15 protein-coding genes and 1 CRISPR repeat array are annotated in these 20,500 nt (G+C 42.1%); of the genes, 4 read left to right on the forward strand and 11 right to left on the reverse strand.

Going from position 1 to position 20,500, the window contains the following annotated elements:
* Window positions 1-10: 10 nt before the first annotated feature.
* From DW015_RS03915 to cas3, 11 genes are all read right to left on the reverse strand, one after another.
* Window positions 11-1,171 carry a DUF58 domain-containing protein gene (locus tag DW015_RS03915; RefSeq protein WP_117904357.1) on the reverse strand — a complete coding sequence of 387 codons (1,161 nt, stop codon included), beginning with the start codon at window positions 1,169-1,171 and terminating at the stop codon, window positions 11-13.
* 13 nt (window positions 1,172-1,184) lie between these two features.
* Window positions 1,185-2,123: a MoxR family ATPase gene (locus DW015_RS03920; protein ID WP_117904358.1), complete on the reverse strand. Its 939-nt coding sequence runs from the start codon at window positions 2,121-2,123 to the stop codon at window positions 1,185-1,187.
* Complete coding sequence (rlmD, locus tag DW015_RS03925; protein ID WP_117904360.1) at window positions 2,092-3,345, reverse strand: 23S rRNA (uracil(1939)-C(5))-methyltransferase RlmD; 1,254 nt, start codon at window positions 3,343-3,345, stop codon at window positions 2,092-2,094. The genes DW015_RS03920 and rlmD overlap by 32 nt, the downstream gene beginning before the upstream one ends.
* Window positions 3,346-3,766: 421 nt before the next feature.
* A complete protein-coding gene (locus DW015_RS03930) occupies window positions 3,767-4,801 on the reverse strand; it encodes a hypothetical protein (protein WP_117904362.1) in 1,035 nt (344 codons plus the stop codon).
* 209 nt (window positions 4,802-5,010) lie between these two features.
* A CRISPR array of direct repeats spans window positions 5,011-6,755; the repeat unit is 32 nt; unit sequence ATTTCAACTCACACGCTCACGTGGAGCGTGAC.
* A 159-nt stretch (window positions 6,756-6,914) separates the two neighbouring features.
* Entirely contained in the window at window positions 6,915-7,205 is a 291-nt protein-coding gene (gene cas2, locus DW015_RS03935; protein WP_117904363.1) for a CRISPR-associated endonuclease Cas2, read from the reverse strand.
* An 11-nt stretch (window positions 7,206-7,216) separates the two neighbouring features.
* Window positions 7,217-8,239 (reverse strand): type I-C CRISPR-associated endonuclease Cas1c, encoded by a 1,023-nt coding sequence (gene cas1c / locus DW015_RS03940; protein ID WP_117904365.1) that lies wholly within the window; start codon window positions 8,237-8,239, stop codon window positions 7,217-7,219.
* Window positions 8,232-8,912, reverse strand: a complete 681-nt coding sequence (gene cas4 / locus DW015_RS03945; RefSeq protein ID WP_117897006.1) for a CRISPR-associated protein Cas4 — start codon at window positions 8,910-8,912, stop codon at window positions 8,232-8,234. The genes cas1c and cas4 overlap by 8 nt, the downstream gene beginning before the upstream one ends.
* The gene (cas7c, locus tag DW015_RS03950) at window positions 8,912-9,778 is read right to left on the reverse strand and encodes a type I-C CRISPR-associated protein Cas7/Csd2 (protein WP_117904367.1); all 867 of its coding nucleotides are present in this window, start codon (window positions 9,776-9,778) and stop codon (window positions 8,912-8,914) included. The genes cas4 and cas7c overlap by 1 nt, the downstream gene beginning before the upstream one ends.
* A 17-nt stretch (window positions 9,779-9,795) precedes the next feature.
* The gene (cas8c, locus tag DW015_RS03955) at window positions 9,796-11,589 is read right to left on the reverse strand and encodes a type I-C CRISPR-associated protein Cas8c/Csd1 (protein ID WP_117904369.1); all 1,794 of its coding nucleotides are present in this window, start codon (window positions 11,587-11,589) and stop codon (window positions 9,796-9,798) included.
* Window positions 11,583-12,302: a type I-C CRISPR-associated protein Cas5c gene (gene cas5c, locus DW015_RS03960; RefSeq protein ID WP_117904370.1), complete on the reverse strand. Its 720-nt coding sequence runs from the start codon at window positions 12,300-12,302 to the stop codon at window positions 11,583-11,585. The genes cas8c and cas5c overlap by 7 nt, the downstream gene beginning before the upstream one ends.
* A 306-nt stretch (window positions 12,303-12,608) precedes the next feature.
* A complete protein-coding gene (cas3, locus tag DW015_RS03965; RefSeq protein WP_181979826.1) occupies window positions 12,609-14,813 on the reverse strand; it encodes a CRISPR-associated helicase Cas3' in 2,205 nt (734 codons plus the stop codon).
* A gap of 263 nt (window positions 14,814-15,076) precedes the next feature.
* On the opposite strand from cas3, the gene DW015_RS03970 reads away from it, so the two are divergent.
* The 4 genes from DW015_RS03970 (at window position 15,077) to DW015_RS03985 (ending at window position 20,446) form a co-directional block, all read left to right on the forward strand.
* Complete coding sequence (locus DW015_RS03970; RefSeq protein WP_117904374.1) at window positions 15,077-16,321, forward strand: CapA family protein; 1,245 nt, start codon at window positions 15,077-15,079, stop codon at window positions 16,319-16,321.
* 348 nt (window positions 16,322-16,669) lie between these two features.
* Window positions 16,670-19,012: an alpha-xylosidase gene (gene yicI, locus DW015_RS03975; protein ID WP_046441435.1), complete on the forward strand. Its 2,343-nt coding sequence runs from the start codon at window positions 16,670-16,672 to the stop codon at window positions 19,010-19,012.
* Window positions 19,013-19,170: 158 nt separating this feature from the next.
* The gene (locus DW015_RS03980; RefSeq protein WP_117904376.1) at window positions 19,171-19,575 is read left to right on the forward strand and encodes a DUF3783 domain-containing protein; all 405 of its coding nucleotides are present in this window, start codon (window positions 19,171-19,173) and stop codon (window positions 19,573-19,575) included.
* The gene (locus tag DW015_RS03985; RefSeq protein WP_242993214.1) at window positions 19,565-20,446 is read left to right on the forward strand and encodes a DMT family transporter; all 882 of its coding nucleotides are present in this window, start codon (window positions 19,565-19,567) and stop codon (window positions 20,444-20,446) included. Before DW015_RS03980 ends, DW015_RS03985 begins: the two co-directional genes overlap by 11 nt.
* Window positions 20,447-20,500 lie beyond the last annotated feature (54 nt).

The raw sequence follows: 20,500 nt of genomic DNA on the forward strand, positions 1-20,500 counted from the left end.
GCCGCACCCCCTATGTCATTTTACGAAACTCGAAAGTTTCGTCTACAAGCCACATATTTTCTGTCTGCTTATCAAGACCGCTAAGACGTGTCACTACAAAAGAGCCGTTAAATTCTTCTATAAGAGAAGAAAATTCCCCCTGAGAAGTCGCCATGCAGGCTGTGAAGCAGATAGGAGCGGTCTTGCCTATCTCATGAGAAAAGGCAAAACGCTTTTCCTGCGGATATGGTGCTATTGCCGCAAGGTCGTTTTGAAGCTCTATTATATCCCCTGCCTGCTTTATTTTCATGCTTTTCCAGCCGTCAAGATAATAATTATACTCACTCTCAAAGCCCTCCATGATAAGCATTGAAAGCATTGCAAGGCTCGCTTCGACTATATTATCGATATTCACAGCAAACATAGGGTCATGATTTTCGCTTGGTATATCAAGGAAAAACGCCTGACTTGAAGCCGTGACCTTTTCATCAAGGCGCACCATAAGCTCGTCACGTTTTGAAGAAAGCTTCCAGTTTATTCTTTTCAGCGGGTCGCCTATCTCATACTGTCTGTGGTCATAGCCCGGAACGCCTGTAAGACCAAGTGCATTTTCATCTGATTCGCTTTCGTTATCGTCAAATGAAGCGTTCTCGGAAGTTGCTTTAAGAAGCTCTGTTTGAGAGCCAGTGTCAGGGATATTCGGCATTATCTTTATTTTTCCCACGGCTTTTTCATAACGTGAACTGTCAAGGTGCAGGGTGATTATTCCAAGATAGTCATGCAAACGTATGCTTTTTATTTTCACTGTGCCAAGACCCGCATAGCGTGTTTTCAGCTTAACGCTGACGCTTTGCTGTCTGCCGCCTGCCACGATAGTTTTAAATTCAAGTGGGCTTACAGAACCGATATTATCTGAACACTCTGCCGTTACCTCAACAACGCACGAGGGAATGATGCGTATTGCATTTAAAAGCATTATGTCAGCGTCAAACTCCTCGTTCTTTGCACTTATTTCTGTGGAAAGCTTTATGGCTGCCACAAGTTTACGCTTGGTAATGAGAAGTGCCGCAAGAGATATCACAAAGGCTATAGCTAAAAGATAAAGCACAAGCGTACCACCGCTTCCGTTTATATAAACTCTAAGCAATATCGCCACCGCCACGCAGGTAAGATAACCTAAAAGATTTTTCATGGGGTCATATCCTCTATTTCTCTATTGCGTCAGGTGATTTTACTGTAAGAGCGATATTTTCAAGGGCTTCCCTTTCGCTTGCAAAGGCAGATTTGCCCTTTGGAGAAAGCATAAGTCTATGTGCAAGAACGTCAGGCATAACAGCCTTGACATCATCCGGCATGACAAATCCTCTGCCCTGAACAAAGGCATAGGCCTTTGAAGCTTTGAGAAGTGCGATGCTTCCACGGGGAGAAACGCCAAGCTTTACATAATCTGAATTTCTTGTTGCGGTAACAAGGCTCAGGATATATTTTCTCACAGAAAGCTCTGCGGTTACATTTTCAGCGTAACCCATAAGCTCACGGACGTTTTCAAGGGTCATGACAGGCTGGATATTCTTTGCAAAGCCTGATCTTTCGGCTCTTGACATGATATCAAGCTCATCATCATATGAGGGATAGCCCATTGATATCTTCATAAGAAATCTATCCATTTGGGCTTCAGGCAAATGATAAGTGCCGTAAGTTTCCACAGGGTTTTGTGTGGCAAGCACCATAAAGGGCAATGGAAGTTCATGAGTTTTACCGTCAATGGATATCTGATGTTCTTCCATGACTTCAAGCAAGCTTGACTGAGATTTTGGGGAGGCTCTGTTTATTTCGTCTGCCAAGAGGAAATTGCACATTGCCACACCCTCTTTATACTCAAGCTCATGAGTTTTCTGGTCTATCATAGAAAAGCCAACGATATCGGACGGCATAACGTCAGGGGTAAGCTGGATACGGTTATATTTGCCGTCCACTGACCTTGCAAGGGCTGATACAAGCTGAGTTTTACCTACTCCAGGCACGTCCTCGATAAGAACATGACCGCCGCAGAGCATGGCTGTGATTATTTTAAGCACAGAGTCTGTCTTGCCGACGATAACTTTTTCGATATTATCTGTGAGAAGTTTTACCTTTTCGTTCAATTTTATTATCCCCCTTTTTATCATGTGTTCTGTTTGGTGTGAGCGATATCATTTTTCTTTTTAAAAGCACCACATTTTCGATACCTGTGGTATGCGGGAACATATCAACGGGCTGGATAAGCTGTGCTTTATAGCCTATTTTTGCAAGAAGCTTCAAATCACGCTCGAGAGTTTCTATTTTACAGGAAACGTAGACTATCTTTTCAGGTCTGAGTTTGCCCAAGGCTTCAACAAATTCTTCTGTTGTGCCTGCTCTTGGAGGGTCAAGAAAAACTGTATCACAGCTCTCCCCTGCCTGCGCAAGTTTTGTCATGAACTCACCTGCGTCCTCATTATAAAACCTGATATTGTCAAGCTTATTGAGCTTGGCGTTTGAAACTGCGTCCTTTACGGCTTCGGCATTAAGCTCAACGCCTGCCACGTCTGCACCGCTTTTTGCAGCGATAAGACCGATAGTACCTGTTCCGCAATATGCGTCGATAACTTTATCACCTTTTTTTAGCTCTGCGCAGGAAACTGCTTTAGAATAGAGCTTTTCGGTCTGCTCAGGGTTTACCTGATAGAAAGAATGAGGCGAAATTCTGAACTTACAGCCGCACATCTCGTCGGTGATATAGCCTTTGCCGTACATTATAATATCACGGTCGCCCAAAGTAAGAGGGGTCGTGCCTTTATTGATATTCTGAATGATAGTGGTTATATATGGGTGTTTTTCAGTGATAGCTTTGACGAAATTTTTCTTTGCAGGAAATATGGGGGTAGCTGTAACTAGCACAAGCATTACCTCGCCTGTTGTTTGGGAGGTACGGATAAGGGTATGCTTAAGAAGGCCCTGATCACTTTCTTCGTTATATGGAAGGATACGGAAGTCAACCATAAGCTCTTTAAGGGTAGCGACTATTTGCTGTGCTCTTATATCCTCCAAAAAGCAATCGTCAGTTATAACCATGCTATGGGTAGAGGACTGATATACTCCTGAGACGATACGCTTTGAGCTATTGACCTTATAGACAGTTTGGACTTTATTGCGATAATTATAGGGGTCGTCCATAGTTATTATCTGCTGAGGTCTGCAAAAACGGCTCAACATTCTATCGGCTTTTGCCTGCTTCCATTCTATTTGCTGGGCGTAGACCTTATCCAACTGACAGCCGCCGCAACGTTTAAAGCAGCTGCATTTTTTCTCGCCTGTTGACTTATCGATAGTGGTATGTTTATTCATCACATTTACTCTTTTCATTATGTATAAATTTTATTTTAAGTATACCATTTTATATGAATAATGTCAACAAACGTGGCTATAACATTTATATTTAGCAGTATGCTCATTGGGTATAGCTAAGGTGTGTCGGTATATATATTCAATTTTCAAGCTTCAGACGGAGTGCAGGAAGTGCTTTTCTGTGCGATCAGAACCTCTCATCGTGTTCACCTAACTCACGTTGACAAAATGTTTCCTCATACACTGTCGCTCCGCAAGGTTTCCGATTTGTGATGAAACCCCTTCTACTTATACACGAAAAGTGGATATTTTGTTGCACAAAAAATGCAACAATTGCAGAAATGTTGCCAAATTAAATTATAAATCATTTGTTTGCACAAATTTGGGGTGGGGGAATTGGGGAGATTGACGGGAAATTAATTCACTTTTTAAAATATGATTTCATAATTTTACAGATAGCAGTGTTGTTTTCTTTCTTAATATCTTCAAAAATTTCATTTGTAATTACATTTTTCAAAACTATATTTTCTTCCTTTTTTACAGCCTGAAAAACAGCACACACATTTCCGTCATACAGATACGCAAATGTCCTAACTTCTTTTTTATTTATTAAAGACGCATTTTGCTCAGTTACAAAATCTTTTATTATATTCTTTGGTATTGTATAAAATTTAAAATTCATTTTTCTAGTTACATCTTTAAGATTACAAGCAGATTTTGTTTTTACACATATTAACACCAATGATACATTACTAATGAACAAAAGAACGTCGCAAAAATAAGGAATGTAGCCATAGACTAGAAATATCGCAATATTAAAAATACCAATTAATAATATAAATACTGACGATAAAAAGAATTTATCATATTTAAACAAATATATTATGATTGCTATAGTCCAAATAAAAGCACATAGTATATTTAGAAACCTTAACCACTCAAGTGGACCATACTTTGCCGAGATGGCATAAACAACCAAAATGAGAATTATTACTATAAAAGCAATAAAAGTATAAAATAAAGGATATAAAATCTTTTCCTTTATTTTTAGCTTTTGGTTCACTTTTACAAAGTTAAAAGGATCAACTAAATCATCTTCGCCTAATTTACTGATATAACAATCATAATCAGCTAATTTTTTATATAAAAAATCACCAATTTTCTCTTTTTCGTGATTATCTATATAAGCCTTTAACTCTTTTCTTTCTTTAATATCAACGAATAAATATGCTTCATAAAATTTGCTGTAATCTAAAACCGGATTATCTAACAATTTTATTAGATCAACAATTTTTTTAATAGCCTTGTCAGCTTGACGATCACATTTGTTCATATCCAAAATTATTGTTTTTTGAAGCAGTTTAAAAATACTTACAACTACAAAAATAAGGATACTCGTATATATAGTATCCTTATCCAATGTAGGTAACAAAGCTACATATTCTTTCAAACTCATTATTTTATCCTCCTTGATGAAAACATTTTATTGTAAAGACTATTATAGCACTAATTATCTTATTTGTGGGGAAAATTTTTGTACACATAAGCAGAAATTTGAATAAAATATTATATTTTCATTACGATATATCACAATGCAATAGTAAAAAATTCAACACTTAAGAAAAGACAATATATACAACACATCTTAATATCCGTGACATACAGATTACTAACCATATTCTAACGTGGAGCGTGACTGCTTCTCTATGGTCTGCGCCACGTATTCAACTCACACGCTCACGTGGAGCGTGACCCGATTATGCGTAAATCTTCATTGATTCCCATAAATTTCAACTCACACGCTCACGTGGAGCGTGACAGGCGTGTTGTCTTGCATGATGTGTCTGTCTGAAATTTCAACTCACACGCTCACGTGGAGCGTGACTAGGACGTATCAGAGAATACTTGAACGCTTTCCAATTTCAACTCACACGCTCACGTGGAGCGTGACTATCTCCGTCAACCTCGTCAACGTGGTGGAAGCAATTTCAACTCACACGCTCACGTGGAGCGTGACATGTACAACGCAGAATTTACCAAAACGCTGACTGCATTTCAACTCACACGCTCACGTGGAGCGTGACGTGTTATTAATAACTCAGGCACAGATATTATAGCTCAACATTTCAACTCACACGCTCACGTGGAGCGTGACCTGCATTTTTTGGCGAAATATGCTATAACCACAATATTTCAACTCACACGCTCACGTGGGGCGTGACGTACAAATATCAGCGTTGAAATTTCCCCTGAATGGCATTTCAACTCACACGCTCACGTGGAGCGTGACAACGCTGACGAAACTAAATTTCAAGAAATTGTAATTTCAACTCACACGCTCACGTGGAGCGTGACAATATCACCGCTAGGCCGTCCAGTGCGTCACAAATTTCAACTCACACGCTCACGTGGAGCGTGACGCCTATCGGTGTGTTTTCTATCAACCCCATGTTATTTCAACTCACACGCTCACGTGGAGCGTGACATTCAGGCTTCCAGATATAGCTTGCCTAATGTAATATTTCAACTCACACGCTCACGTGGAGCGTGACGTTGTAGCAGATTATGTTAACTGGGCAAAGAAACATTTCAACTCACACGCTCACGTGGAGCGTGACATATCTCGTCTTGACGTTGCTTATGATGATTTTATTTCAACTCACACGCTCACGTGGAGCGTGACTGGTGCGCAAGTTGATAAGGACAAGCTTGTTTATATTTCAACTCACACGCTCACGTGGAGCGTGACAAACGGCTTATTGAAGCACTATACGATGAACAGATTTCAACTCACACGCTCACGTGGAGCGTGACCAGAATGGCAAGTTTGATACCTTGTTTATCGAAGATTTCAACTCACACGCTCACGTGGAGCGTGACTTTTAGTCAGGAGGATACAGTTATGAGAATACGATTTCAACTCACACGCTCACGTGGAGCGTGACTTTTTGTTAGCTTAATCTTTGATAGCCAACTCTATCATTTCAACTCACACGCTCACGTGGAGCGTGACGATCTAGGCCGGCCCTATTAGTAAATGAGGAAATATTTCAACTCACACGCTCACGTGGAGCGTGACGAAGTGGTGCAAGTGATTTACGCTCGAAGCTGTCAATTTCAACTCACACGCTCACGTGGAGCGTGACAGGACATTTGCATATATACAGCCTGTTTTATATCAATTTCAACTCACACGCTCACGTGGAGCGTGACGGAAATGAACTCTTAACCGCCTGCGAACGGTCAATTTCAACTCACACGCTCACGTGGAGCGTGACGCCTAGCGGAAACTATCGCGTTAGAGCATATGACATTTCAACTCACACGCTCACGTGGAGCGTGACATTCTTCTATCTCAACTTCTGGAACAGGAAGTACATTTCAACTCACACGCTCACGTGGAGCGTGACCCTTGATGTTGTGTATATCTGGTGCTTGCTCAACGTGATGCGGACTTATTTTTTTATTTAATGGGTATCGACTTGATTTTGTTCACTGTGCATTCACAAATAGCATGGCATTTTCATGCGAACTTACTAGGGATTTGTGGATCACTTGGGGTACGCTGGTCAAAATATTAGGACGCCTTCGGGGTCATAGGTCTCTTTGGTGCCGTAGTGTTCTATTCTATGTTTCCAATTGTTTCCTAAGTAATATATCCGCAGACTATCATGCTTTGGGTCTATTATATTCAGAAGTTTATCTTTCACTTTCAGAAAAGTGCCATAGTCTACGTCTATTTCAAACACGCTGTTCTGCACTCGCTGACCATAATTTTGACACTCTTTGGCTACTTTTCTAAGCCTTGTTTTACCCTTATTATCTGTTGTTGATACATCATAGCTTACTAAGGTCATCATTTATATCACCTCTATTTCAGCAGATAGTTCGGGTACTCATCTAGCTCGCCACGGATATATTTTGCGAGAAGCGAGCTTTGCACATACGGGAGTAGCCCTTGCTGTATCTTTTCGCCCAGATATGGGTGGACTATGCTTGTGCGCTTACGCTCCTGCCATGCGGTGAGGACTTTTTTCTTGCCCTCTTTGGAGAGGTATACTGCGCCACTGACCTGAGTTTCAAAGTCCTCGGGCTTTATCATTTTCAAGTTTATCATGGTAAGCACAAGTCGCTCCACCACGCAACGAAATTCCTCTACAAGGTCGCAGGACAAGCTGCTTCTGCCTGAACGCAGGGCGTGGTAAAAGCCGAGGCAGCTATCAAGTCCTACGCTTTCAAGTGCTGATGTATATGATGAAATTGCGATAGTATACAGAAACGAGAGCATGGCGTTTACTCTGTCGAGAGGTGGGCGTTTGGTGCGGTTGGCAAGGTAAAAATCTTCTTTTTGGTGGAGTATCAGTCGGTCAAATATATCAAAATATGCCTTTGCACAGCTTCCCTCTATACCCATGATGATATCTTTATCGGCAGTTTCATAGACGGTCTTTATGCCGTTTTCAAGATATTTTATACAATCTGTAAGCGCTCCGTCACTGTTTATATCCGGGTTATCGTGGAGCGAACGTCTGATAAGATAACGTGTATTTGAAAGCTTTGCGGCGACAGTATTCCTGATAAGGTCGATCTGAGGAATAGAAAAAAGCTCAAACTGCTCTTTTCTCAGATAGACGTTGCCCTTTGTTTTGCCCTGAACTCTTGCGAGAAATTTACCTTGAGGAGAAATAAAATTAACGGCTATGCCATATTCTGCACACTTGCCCATAAGCGCAGGTGAACAGCCCGAATAGCTGAAAATATAGATATCCTCGATATTGGTAAAAGGCACACGGAACTTCTCGCTGTCCTCTGCCCTGCACACTATGTTTTCGCCGTCAAGTGTGAGGTAGGCAGTTTCTTCGAGAATATAAAGTGAATTGAGCAGTTTACGCATTGTTTTCACCTCCGTTCATGGAGAAAATCGTATTTTTCACGCTATATTTCTTCACTTTTGGAAAGCACATATCCGACAGTGAACAGCCTGAACATTTCTGACCTTTTACACGCTTTGGAATAATATCCGCTGCAAGTATCTCACGCATTTTTCCAAGATAGTCGCAAAGCATTTTATCATACTCTGCGCCCTGAGTATCAAAGGGCAATTCTGATCGTCTGCGCACATCTGCATAGTACAGAAAACATCGGCTATTGCAATGAAATACGTTATCCACGCAAAGCTTCTGCGCATAGACTTGTATAGCGTCGGTCTGATTGAACTCCCCTGCTTTGGGTCTGGTGGGTTTATACTCCACAATTTCCACACGGAATGTGCCGTCCAGGGTATCTATATAGTCGCCGCATTTGTCACGAACGAACTCAATACAATCTACAACTCCGAAAATATTGTACTTAGGGTCATCATTATACACTGACACGTCGCTTCGGACGATCTTACGCTTATTTTCAAAGTTGCGCTCGCCGCTGTGAACGTTCTCATGGAGGAGGTTTGCTTTGACGACAAAGGCGTTTTCAGCCCAGTCGTCATTAACTTCTAAAAGAGCAAACCTGCGTGGACAATACATATAATGCTGTATGTCACGGATATTGATAGTTACATCTTCGCTCATCAGAGCTTTTCAATAAGGGTAACGCCCTCAGGCATATCCTTATCTATAATGATGTCATAATCTGAGTAATGTCTTGGAGTTGTCACGCCGTCTTTGCGCTTAACTGACACCTTGTCAAAGAGGATATGTGCAGGGGCATTGCCCAAGGCGGAGTCATGCTTGAACACGATAAGCTTACGCATACAGAGCTTTCCTCTTGCGGCGCTTCTGTCATGCTCGAACATATTGATAATAGATGTCCAAAGAAGCTCAAGGTCGTCCTCGCTAAAGCCTGTTATCTTCTGAGCGAGCATTGCGGAAACATAGCCCTCGCCACGATAGAGAGCGTATGGGATTATGCTCTTTTTACCCATTTCGGTCTCACCGCTCTGCTGTCTGTCTTCTGTTGTTCTTGCCTGTCTTGTGATTGTGATATCCTGAGCAAAAACAGGGTCGATACTTCTTGCAAAGTTGAGCTGTACAGGACCTCTTACAATGCCGCATGGATCGTCGCCTGTACTCATTACTGCACCGAATGTTCTTACATCAAAATAGTTCTGACAGATATAGTCACGAGCCTGCTTAACATCATCAGGATTTTTGCCTTTCTGCTTTGTTGCAAGACCAAGGGCATTATAGGCTTCGGTGAATTTTGTATTAAGGGCTTTGTCTGCCTTGATGAGGATATTGCAGCCTGCTTCGCCCTCTTTGGTAAGCTCTACAAAGTTCCTTATCTTTCTCTTAAGGCACACGTCTGTAACGATACCAAGGCTTGTTTCGGGGTCTGTTCTAGGCATATTGCCTGCGTCAGGGTCGCCGTTTGGGTTGCCGTTCTCAACGTCAAAAAGCATTACAAATTCATACCTGTTCTTGATTGCATTTTCCATAATATTTCGTCCTTTCTTTATTCTTCTGATTTTTTGGTGTAAAGAGCTTTATTCTGCTGTGCATATCCTACAATAAATCTGCCCTGATCGTCAAGGGAGAGGGTGGACGGGAATTTGCCGTCTAGTCCGTCAAGTATCTCTCCGCAGAGTTTGTTATAGAATATCGGGCTTGAAAGCTTCTTGATATGGTTTTGCGAAAGCTTATACAGCTTCGGGAAAACCGTTGACGGTTTTGAGCACGCAGAAGCAAAGTACGAGTCCTTGATAGTTCTGTTAAGTCCTCCGCCTGAAGCGTCCTGCTGGATCTTTTCAAGCACTGCGAAAAGTCTTCCGCAGAGATAAGCCTGATTTTTGTTTTCAAGGTCTAATGACATTTTGATCTCCTCCTTATTTTGCTTACGGTTTATGCAGCCTTTTATCAAGCCTGCCCTTGTATCATTGAGTTTTATAAAATGGTTGTTCTCCTCGTCGCTGTCGCTCTTGACCCTTGTTATTACTGTGGAAAGCAGTTCGTCAGGGTATCTTGTGCCTTTGAGTATGGCTTCAAAAAGTGCGGCTGTGAGAGGCGGCGGAACTGTTTCCTTGGACGATTTTGGTGAGATAAGCTCACGCTTGATACGCTCAATGCTTACTTGCCGCTGACCCTCAGTGAATGAGATATCCTGCTGATGTTTGAGTACATTGTCAAATATCCTGCCGAACTTATCGTGGAAGATGAACTTCTGGGATATTCTTGAACTGTTTGGGGTAAAGCCTGCAACGTAAAATTCTACGTTAGGGTCATAAGGCATATCGGCTGTCCTGCCCTGTTTAAGCTGGGTCATGACAGTGTTTATGTTTCGGTCGGCTTCGGTCACAACGGTTTTATTTAATTCGTCCTCAAATCCGCTGAACATACCGGCAAACATATTGCACTCTTCTGCATCGTTCTTCTTCATTGCGAAATAGACGATAGTCATGTCATCAAAAGTCTTGTAATGGCTTCTGTCAGCAAGTAGAGAATTAAACGCAGAGGTATACATTTTCATGGCTTTCTCAGAAACATTGCTGTTATATGACTGCTTCTTGCCATAGGATTCAAAGGCAGATTCTTTCATGCCAACGAGGACACAGCCTGAGGACATTCCGCCTTTGATACCCTTTATTTTATCATGGATACGGGCTTGCGGGAGCTTCTCACCAAGAATGGAACAGGTGGATAGTTCGGTATCGTCACTGTCGCTGTCGGCGTTAAGCTGGGCGAGATAATCCTCATAGGCAGCTTTGAATTTGCTGTCATTGTGAAGTTTTATTTCAGGAGAGCCGTCAAGTCCAAACTCATAGTAGGAGCTTGAATACTCCTTGCCTAAAGCAAGAAGATGTGGGTTTTGGGTCTCCTGCTCAGGTTCCCATGTACGGATAAAATTAAGATAGGCTTTGCAGATAGGTGAGTCGATATTCTCAAAGAACTTCTCATTCCATTCGCAAAAGCATTTGTGGGATTTTGCCGCTTTGTTGGTAGCGTCTGTAGGGGTCAAAGTTCCTTTATCATAGTTCAGACCGAATATGTAGAGTGGTCTGTGTTCGATCGTGTTTTTGTCTATGCCCGGTTTCTGCGTTCTTACAGGGAGCTGTTCCATTATCGGAACGTAATTCGTTTTAGTTTTGCCATTCTTCAAATTAATGATCTTCGGCTCTTTTACATCATTTATCGCAGCTACCTTGCCCTCGGGGGTAAGAAGAATTTCAAAGTGTATGGCTTGCTTACAATAGCCTGCAGGAGTTTTATTCTCCTGCAAAGCACTGTAATCGCACAAGGCTTTAATCAGCATTTAATCTCCTCCCTGTATTTTGCAACATCGATAACACCGTCTATCATATGCGGGCGGTAGAAAACTGCGTCGGCCTTGTCAGAAAACTTAGGGTCATTCCAATCATTATTGACAGGCTTGCCTCCGTCCTCAAACTTCATGCCGTAAAGCATAAAGCCAAGGTCTTTATCGCCCATATTTTGCGGCGCTATCTGCGTAAGGCCAAAATCGTCAACAAGCTCGATACTTTTTACCGCAAATTCTCGGCAGCCAAGGCAAGGCTGTCTGAAATGCTGGCCGTTTCTGAGACGTCTGAGCATTATGTTATAATGCTTTTCATCGGATTCGTCTGGGTGGTCTGATTTAAGATAGGTGCGCTCAAACGTGAACTCGATACCGTATTTCACGTTTTTCAACACCATTGCCGCACGCTGACTTCGTATCTCCGAGGTGTACATCTCCGCCGAGCCTCCGCCTTTCATTTGCTGTTTCACTGATGATAACAACAGCTTATCTTTGACCTCGTTTCGTCGGATATTGGTAAACTCGATAGGGTTGAACACCACTATTTTGTTTATCTGATAGCGCACGGCAGGCTTCCAATACACCGATTTGATAAGCCCCTCCAGTGCGCTTGGGGTGGGTACGTCGTAACTTACCCTCTCAACTTTCATTTCAGGTCTTGAAAAGCAAGCGTAGTCACCTGTCACGATGATCTTAAAACCATAGCTCATTTTTACATCACTCCTTTTAAGCTTATATTAGTATTTGGTACAATGCTTTCGCTCTACATATATGATACACCATTATGAATAAAATGTCAATAGTTTTCATGTATAAAAAAAGTGTCGGTTTTTTGGCATATTTCACAATTCTACGTTCAATGGTTTGTGGTATAAAAACGTTGACTTTTTAAACTAATGTTTGTATAATATATTTGTCTATGCTTTACGCATATGTGAGTTGAAAAATATTCGTATTCGGTACGATACGGAACACGGCAAGCGGCAGACTGTCTTGGTGGCAGCCTGCCATTTGTTTTAGATGAAATAATCCTGCATTGCGGCTTGGGTGTTCAAACCTGTTTCATTATTATAGTAGCTTTGATTTTCAAGAATAAATATTCCTGTGCCGTGATCGTTAAGCACCCCCTGAGAATAGAGATCCTTGAAAACGTTCATATAGACGGACACTGAATATTTCTGCAATGCTCTTCTTACTGACATATCACCCTTACGCAAGGTTTCAACAAGTTCATGGCAAGTATTATCGCCGATATCGTCGATAACGATAGAGATAGTGTCGGCCGAGATGTATTCAAACTGCATTGCATAGCTTCGGAAGGGTATGCTGTATGGTGACATTAAGCCTTGGCGGTCGAATGAGTTGCTTTGTTCGTTATATTTCGCAATAGAGTTTTCAGCTATACGACTTTGGTTGAAGTCGAAAATGCCGTCGTAGTATTCTTTAATACAATCATAGGAAGTTATGTCTTGGTACTTTTCCAGCAAACCTTTGGTCTTGTTAATTCGCATGGAAAGGTCGCTTCCCTTGCGGTATTTTTCGTCAATGTCAAAAACGTACACATAGCCCTTGTCATCTTTACCCTCACGATTACATCTGCCCCCTGCCTGCAAAATACTATCTAAACCTGAAAGCTGGCGGAAAACTGTGTTAAAGTCAAGGTCAACGCCTGCTTCTACAAGTGAAGTTGAAACTACTGTGATATGCTCGCCATTTTCAAGCTTATTTCTTACTACTTCTATGACATGGCTTCTGTGGGCCGGGGTCATATTGGCGGAAAGGTGATATTTTTCACATTGAAGGAGCTTATAAAGCTCCGCCGCTGTTTTCTTGGTATTCACAACGATCAGGGCATTTTTACACCGAGAGGCTTTCTCGGCAATGTTTTCAAGAGAGGTTTTGCCCATGTCTTTATATTCGCATTTCTTGAAATACTTAAAATTGGTTCGGTCGGTAACAAGCTTATTATAGTTCACATCAGGCAGGAACTTATCAAAAAGCTTAGAATAATCTGGCATTGTGGCGGAGAGAAAAAGGGCTTCGCTGTTAAGATACTTTGTTATATAGCCCACAGCTTTAAGACAGGGGCGAAGAAGTTCTGTTGGAATAAGGTGTATTTCATCAAAAACTATCACGCTGTCACGGAGATTGTGAAGCTTTCGCAGTGCTGAACCTTTATAATGGTATATGGATTGGAAAAATTGCACGCTTGTGGTGATTATAAGTGGTGCGTCCCAATTTTCGCAGGTCCTTTTGAGCTTCTCTGCGGTTTTCTTTTCTTCCTCTGTGTTGCCGTCATAGGAATAGTTTGAATGGTGCTGTAGGACAGGGAGAACGTCGCCGAACATTTTTTCAAACTTATTAGCGGTCTGTTCTATTATACTTGTGTAAGGTATGACGTATATGATTCTCTTCTTTCCGCTCTCTAAGGCTAGTTTCAAACTACATAAGGTTTTTCCACTACCTGTTGGCATATCAAGAATTGAAATATGACTTTTATTGACCGAATTATCAAAAGCTTGTTGCTGAATACGGCTTCTTGCTTGCCTTAATGGAGTATTTGACGGCATATTGCTTAATTCTCTGTTCAGTTTATCAAGTGCCTTTTCAAAATCACCGCTCATGCCACGTTCAACATTTTTATTGCAAAATCTTTCGGTATCGAGAAAGTCTGCGTCTGTCAAGCAAGAGAACACGTACTTGGTGAAAAAAGCGTAACGTTCTATAAGCTCGGTGGGGTCTTTTGCAGAAAGCAGTTCATTTAATGGCGGTGTTATTTCTTCCTGAGTTAGGGTGGCAAATTCTATTTCAGTGGCGTATGCGCTGTAGTCATTATCGCCTGTGTATTCATTTTCTCTTTTTAAAGTGCCGCTAAGAGTCGGGCTGTCGGAGTTGTCGGCATCTGTGCCGCCATCCATAAGTCCTGTGTGGTGTCCTGCGATGCAATACTCCATAAGGGGTGCGAAACAGTCGTTTTTATCTGCAAGTGTTTTATACTCTATCGCTCCGCAGGCAGCATGGCTGAATTTTACTTTGTCATCATCAAGACGTTTCTGAAAGTTAAGAGCATACTTACCTATATCGTGATACATACCCACTTTTTTGGTCAGGGACTTCAAAAGGTCTACTGAAAATATTTCTGCTTTTTCACTTACTCCTGTGAGGTGGGCTTTTACAGTTTGCCTTTCACCGTCCTCACGGGTGTGTGCGTAATATTCCATGGTCATTTCTCCTTTTAGATATATAAGTTGATCTATGTTCTTTTATTATAGCATACAATTTAATACTTGTGGGGAAAATTTTTGTACACATAAACAAATATTTGTACAAATTGTTATATTTTTATTATAATACATTATAATATATAGGTCAACATAAAGCATTCGACATTTTGAAAATTTGACTTGATTATTATTTAAAAATGTGTTAAAATTAAACTATAAGTAAATTTGTATTTTTTTAAGATGTTATGAGAGGAATTTATATGAAGTACAGACTTTTATACAATAAGATCACAATGGTGGTTCTTTCGGCGGTGTTGTCGATGAGTGCTGTATCATGCGGTAAGCTTGACACAAGCAAGCTTGACGGAAACGCTTTGACAGTGACCGAAACCGAGAGCAAAGCGGAAGTCAAAAAAACTAAGGACAGCTCCAGTAAAAAAGAGGTCGAGGTGAATGAAGAAAAGGAACAGCCAAGCTACACCTGCTCGCTGGTTTGCGTGGGCGACAACCTTATACACGACAACATTTATAATGAGGCGCTAAAGCTTGGCGGTGGTGAAAAATATGATTTCACGCAGGCTTATGAACACGTTACAAAGTACATAGAAGGCACTGATGTGGCTATAATCAATCAGGAAACGCTTGTTACAGACAGCGTTGAACCACAAAGCTATCCTATGTTCGCATCGCCGACGGCTGTGGGCGACAAGATAGTTGACATGGGCTTCAATGTGGTTTCTATGTCAAACAATCATGTTCTCGACCAGGGTGAAGAGGGGCTTATAAGCTCTCTTGATTACTGGGACACAAAGGGCATTGTGCATTACGGTGCTTATCGTTCGCAGGAGGACGCTGATACTATCAAGACCATGGAAGTCAACGGAATAAAGTTCGCTTTTCTGGGATACATGGAGCACACCAACGGCAATTATCTCAGCGGTGACGGCGCTCAGGTGATATATCTTGATGAAGAGGACAAGATAAAGGCTCAGATAGAAGAGGCTGACAAAATGGCGGACGTTGTTGTGGTTTCATGTCATTACGGCACAGAGATACAGAACGAGCTTAACGAACAGCAGACGGAGATAACACCTAAGCTTGTGGAGTGGGGTGCTGACCTGATAATAGGCACGCAGGCGCACACTATCAGCACTTGCGGATATCTTGACAAGCCTGATGGCGGACAGGCGTTCGTTTACTATGGTTTGGGCAACTTTATTTCGACTATGTATGACACAAAATCGCTTGTGGGACTTATTGGCAAGCTCAATGTTGTTAAAGACCCTGACACCAATGAGGTGACATTCGAGAACGTTAAGGCGATACCGATAATATCGCACTTTGAGGGTGATTCATACTATGGCGATTGGTACAACTGCACTGTTTATCCTTATGCGGAATACACTGACGAGCTGTTTGCCAAGAATTATGTTGAGGGCTTCACTCGTGAGAGCGTTGAGCAATGCTTGTCTTACATACCTGATGAGTTTCTTAGTATTGAGTAGTCGTGGCAATATGCAGGGGACGGCACCCTCGACGTCCCGTTTGCAAAGTTGATTAAGAATATGATTTTTCTGCGGACGACTTTTATGCCGTCCGCTTTTTTTGGGGTATTGTGTAAAGGTTTACATATATCTTAATAAATTTATATAGCGTAAATATCAATTCATGAAATGTTTACATTAAAATATGCTCAATCCATTAAAATACTCGCACAAATCACTTTTTTACTATTGCAATTTAGGCAAATATGCTATAAAATATACATATAAGGGGAGGAACGGACTTCCCGATAAAATTTTCATTTTTTTATATTCTGAAAACTATTTTAAATTTACAGGAGGGTTTATTACATGAAATTTGCTGACGGTTTCTGGCTTAACCAGAGAGGCTACGAAGTAAACTATGCAAATCAGGCTTTCGAGATCGAAGAGATCGAAAACGGATTCCTCGTTGTGGCAACACCTTTCGTTGTATACAACAGAGCTATGATGCTCGGAAGTGCAAACCTTGAGATCGCTTACACTTCAACTCAGGAGAACTGCGTAAAGGTAAGCATCACACATCACAAGGGTCATGTTGACAATGGTCCGCACTTTGTTCTCGAGGACAAGGGCTTCAAGCCACAGGTAACTGTTACAGACAAGGAAGCCGTACTTGTTACAGGCGACACAAAGCTCGTTGTTTCTAAGGAAAACTGGAGCTTCACATACTATTATAAGGATAAGAAACTCACAAGTGGTGGCTGGAGATCGACAGGCGTTATTTTCGAGAGTGCTTACAAGCAGCAGGCAAGACTTCAGACACAGCTCGACGACACATTCTGGAGCTACCCTGCCGATCCTACAAGAACATACATCAGAGAGCAGTTTGACACTTCTGTTGGCGAATATTTCTACGGCTTCGGCGAGAAATTCACAACATTCACTAAGAACGGTCAGAACGTTGAGATATGGAACGCTGACGGAGGCACTTGCTCAGATCAGTCTTACAAGTCTATCCCATTCTATCTTTCTTCAAAGGGGTACGGTGTATTCGTAAACAGCACTGACAAGGTTTCATACGAGGTTTGCTCTGACACTGTTTCTAAGGTATCCATGACAGTTCCGGGTGAGAGCCTTGAATACTATGTATTCGGCGGTGCTAACCTCACTGACGTACTCAAGGGCTACACTGACCTTACAGGCAAGCCTTCACTGCCGCCTGCATTCTCATTTGGTCTGTGGCTCACAACTTCATTTACAACAACATATGATGAGGAAACTATCACATCATTTATCGATGGCATGGCTGAGAGAGATATTCCTCTTCAGGTATTCCACTTTGACTGCTTCTGGATGAAGGGCTTTGAGTGGTGTAACTTTGAATGGGACAAGTCACAGTTCCCTGACCCACCTGCAATGCTCAAGAGACTTCACGAGAACAAGGGTCTGAAAACTTGCGTATGGATCAACCCATATGTTGGTCAGCGTTCAAAGCTCTTTGACGAGGGTATGAAGAACGGCTACTTCATCAAGAAAACTGACGGCTCTGTATTCCAGTGCGACGAGTGGCAGCCTGGTATGGCTATTGTAGACTTCACTAATCCTGAGGCTTGCAAGTGGTATGCAGGATATCTGAGAAAGCTCTGCGAAATGGGTGTTGACACATTCAAGACAGACTTTGGTGAGAGAATACCTACAAGAGATGTTGTTTACTATGACGGCTCTGACCCTATCAAGATGCACAACTTCTACACATATCTTTATAATGAGTGTGTATTCAATGTACTGAAAGAATATTTTGGAGAGAACAAGGCTTGCTTGTTTGCTCGTTCTGCTACAGCAGGTGGCCAGAAGTTCCCTGTTCACTGGGGCGGAGATTGCTCAGGCAACTACAACTCAATGGCTGAGGTTGTAAGAGGCTGTCTGTCACTTTGTATCTCAGGCTTCGGCTACACTTCACATGACATGGCAGGCTTTGAGGCTACTGCTACACCTGACATTTACAAGAGATGGGCTGCGTTCGGTATGTTCTCATCACATTCAAGACTGCATGGTAACCAGTCATACAGAGTGCCATGGCTCTTTGACGAGGAGTCCTGCGACGTTCTGCGCTTCTTCACAAAGCTCAAGGGCAAGCTCATGCCTTATCTGTGGGCTCAGGCTATCAAGACACACGAGGTCGGCGTACCTGTAATGAGAGCAATGGTCATCGACTTTGCTGACGACCCAACTTGCCTGACGCTTGACAGACAGTATATGTTCGGCGACAACATTCTTGTTGCTCCTATCCTTAATGACGAGGGTATCGCTGAATACTATGTTCCAGAGGGCAAGTGGACAGATATTATCACCGGCAAGGTTCTTGAGGGCGGCAAGTGGTATAAGCACAAATGCTCATACTTTGAGATTCCTGCTCTTGCTAAGCCAAACAGCATTATTGCATACGGCAACTTTGAAAGACAGATAGAGTATGATTATCTTGAGGGCACAACATTCACTATCTACGAGCTTGAGGACGGCAAGAGTGCAGTTTGCCCTATTTATGACACTGAGGCAAACAAGGTATTCGAGCTGACAGCTACAAGACACGGCAACAAGATTGAGTGCGAATACACTGACACAAAGGCAAGCTTCAAGATCGCTGTGGCTAACACAGACAAGACTGTTGAAATTGCTCCTAACTTCAGTGGCAAGGTAATTATTGAACTCTAATGACTAAATAAAATCATCGCTCCGAGAGATCGGGGCGATTTTTTTTGCGTTCACACATAAAATCGGGGCAAATGAGGGTAAAAATTCTGTATATTTGCTCTTGAAGAAAATATGAGATTGGGGTATAATATAGATAGTACGATTTGAGGAGTAATTTTATGAAGTCAAGAATAAGAAGTGCTATACCGAAAAAGATAATCGGCATAAATATCAGTTCGCAAAAGCGTGATATCATTGAAGATATTGCTCAAAGCGAAAATGCGGAGGCTGTTTTCTTTGACAATGAGATAATGGGACAGCAGGTGGGATATCTTTGCGGTTTCAAGGGCTTTGTCAGGTCTGAAAAAGAGGGCGAGGACATCACGGACGAGTGCCTTATTTTTTCAGGCATTGACGGCAGGTCGCTTGACCCGATACTGAAAAAGCTCAGGGAGAAAGGTGCGGCAGTGGAGCTGAAAGCCATTGTCACGGCACACAATCAAAGCTGGAACGTTGGCGAGCTTATAAAAGAGCTGCGGCGTGAACACCTTCACATGAATGGGGGCGACAGCGGTGAAAAGTAAATACAAGGCTATAATTTACATTATTCTGTCGGCTTTTTCATTTGCATTCATGTTCGCTTTTGTGCGGCTTTCGGGAGACTTACCGACGGTGCAAAAGACCTTTTTCAGAAATTTTGTGGCGTTGTTTTTCGCTATCGGAGTGCTGAAGAAAAATCACATACGCTTTCACATTGAGGGCAAAAAGAACAATGCGGTCATTTTTGTGAGGGCACTTGCCGGCACGCTAGGAATGCTTGGAAACTTTTATGCCATAGATCATCTTGTGCTGTCTGACGCTTCCATGCTAAACAAAATGTCACCGTTTTTCGTTATCATTTTCTCTTTTATTTTCCTTAAAGAACGGCTGACTTTCTTTCAGGGCTTCACTGTAGTTTGTGCATTTATAGGAAGCTTGTTTATCATCAAGCCGAGTTTTCAGAATGTGGACTTCTTCCCTGCCCTTGTCGGTTTTCTAGGAGGAATGGGAGCGGGACTTGCTTACGCTTGCGTAAGATACTTAGGACAACATGGAGTAAATGGTGCGGTGATAGTTGCATACTTCTCGGGATTTTCCTGCTTGTTCACCCTGCCGTTTCTAATATTAGATTTCCACCCTATGACGATTTTCCAAATACTTTGTTTATTGGGAGCTGGCGCAGGTGCGGCAGGCGGACAGTTCGCTATAACTGCGGCTTACACTCACGCTCCTGCAAGGGAGATATCAGTTTATGATTACTCGCAGTTGATATTCACAACTATCCTTGGATATTTCCTATTTGGCGACATTCCTGACGGCTGGAGTTTTCTTGGATATTTCATTATCATTGCAATGGCCGTGCTTGTTTTTCTTTACAACAATGTTTGGCACAAGGATAACGAGGTCAAGGGCTGACAAAAAGGTAAACAAAAAGAGCGTTTTTACTTTCTCGGTAAAAACGCTCTTTAT

This window comes from Ruminococcus sp. AF37-20, from assembly GCF_003460465.1.
In the GTDB taxonomy this organism is placed as follows: Bacteria; Bacillota; Clostridia; order Oscillospirales; family Ruminococcaceae; genus Hominimerdicola; species Hominimerdicola aceti.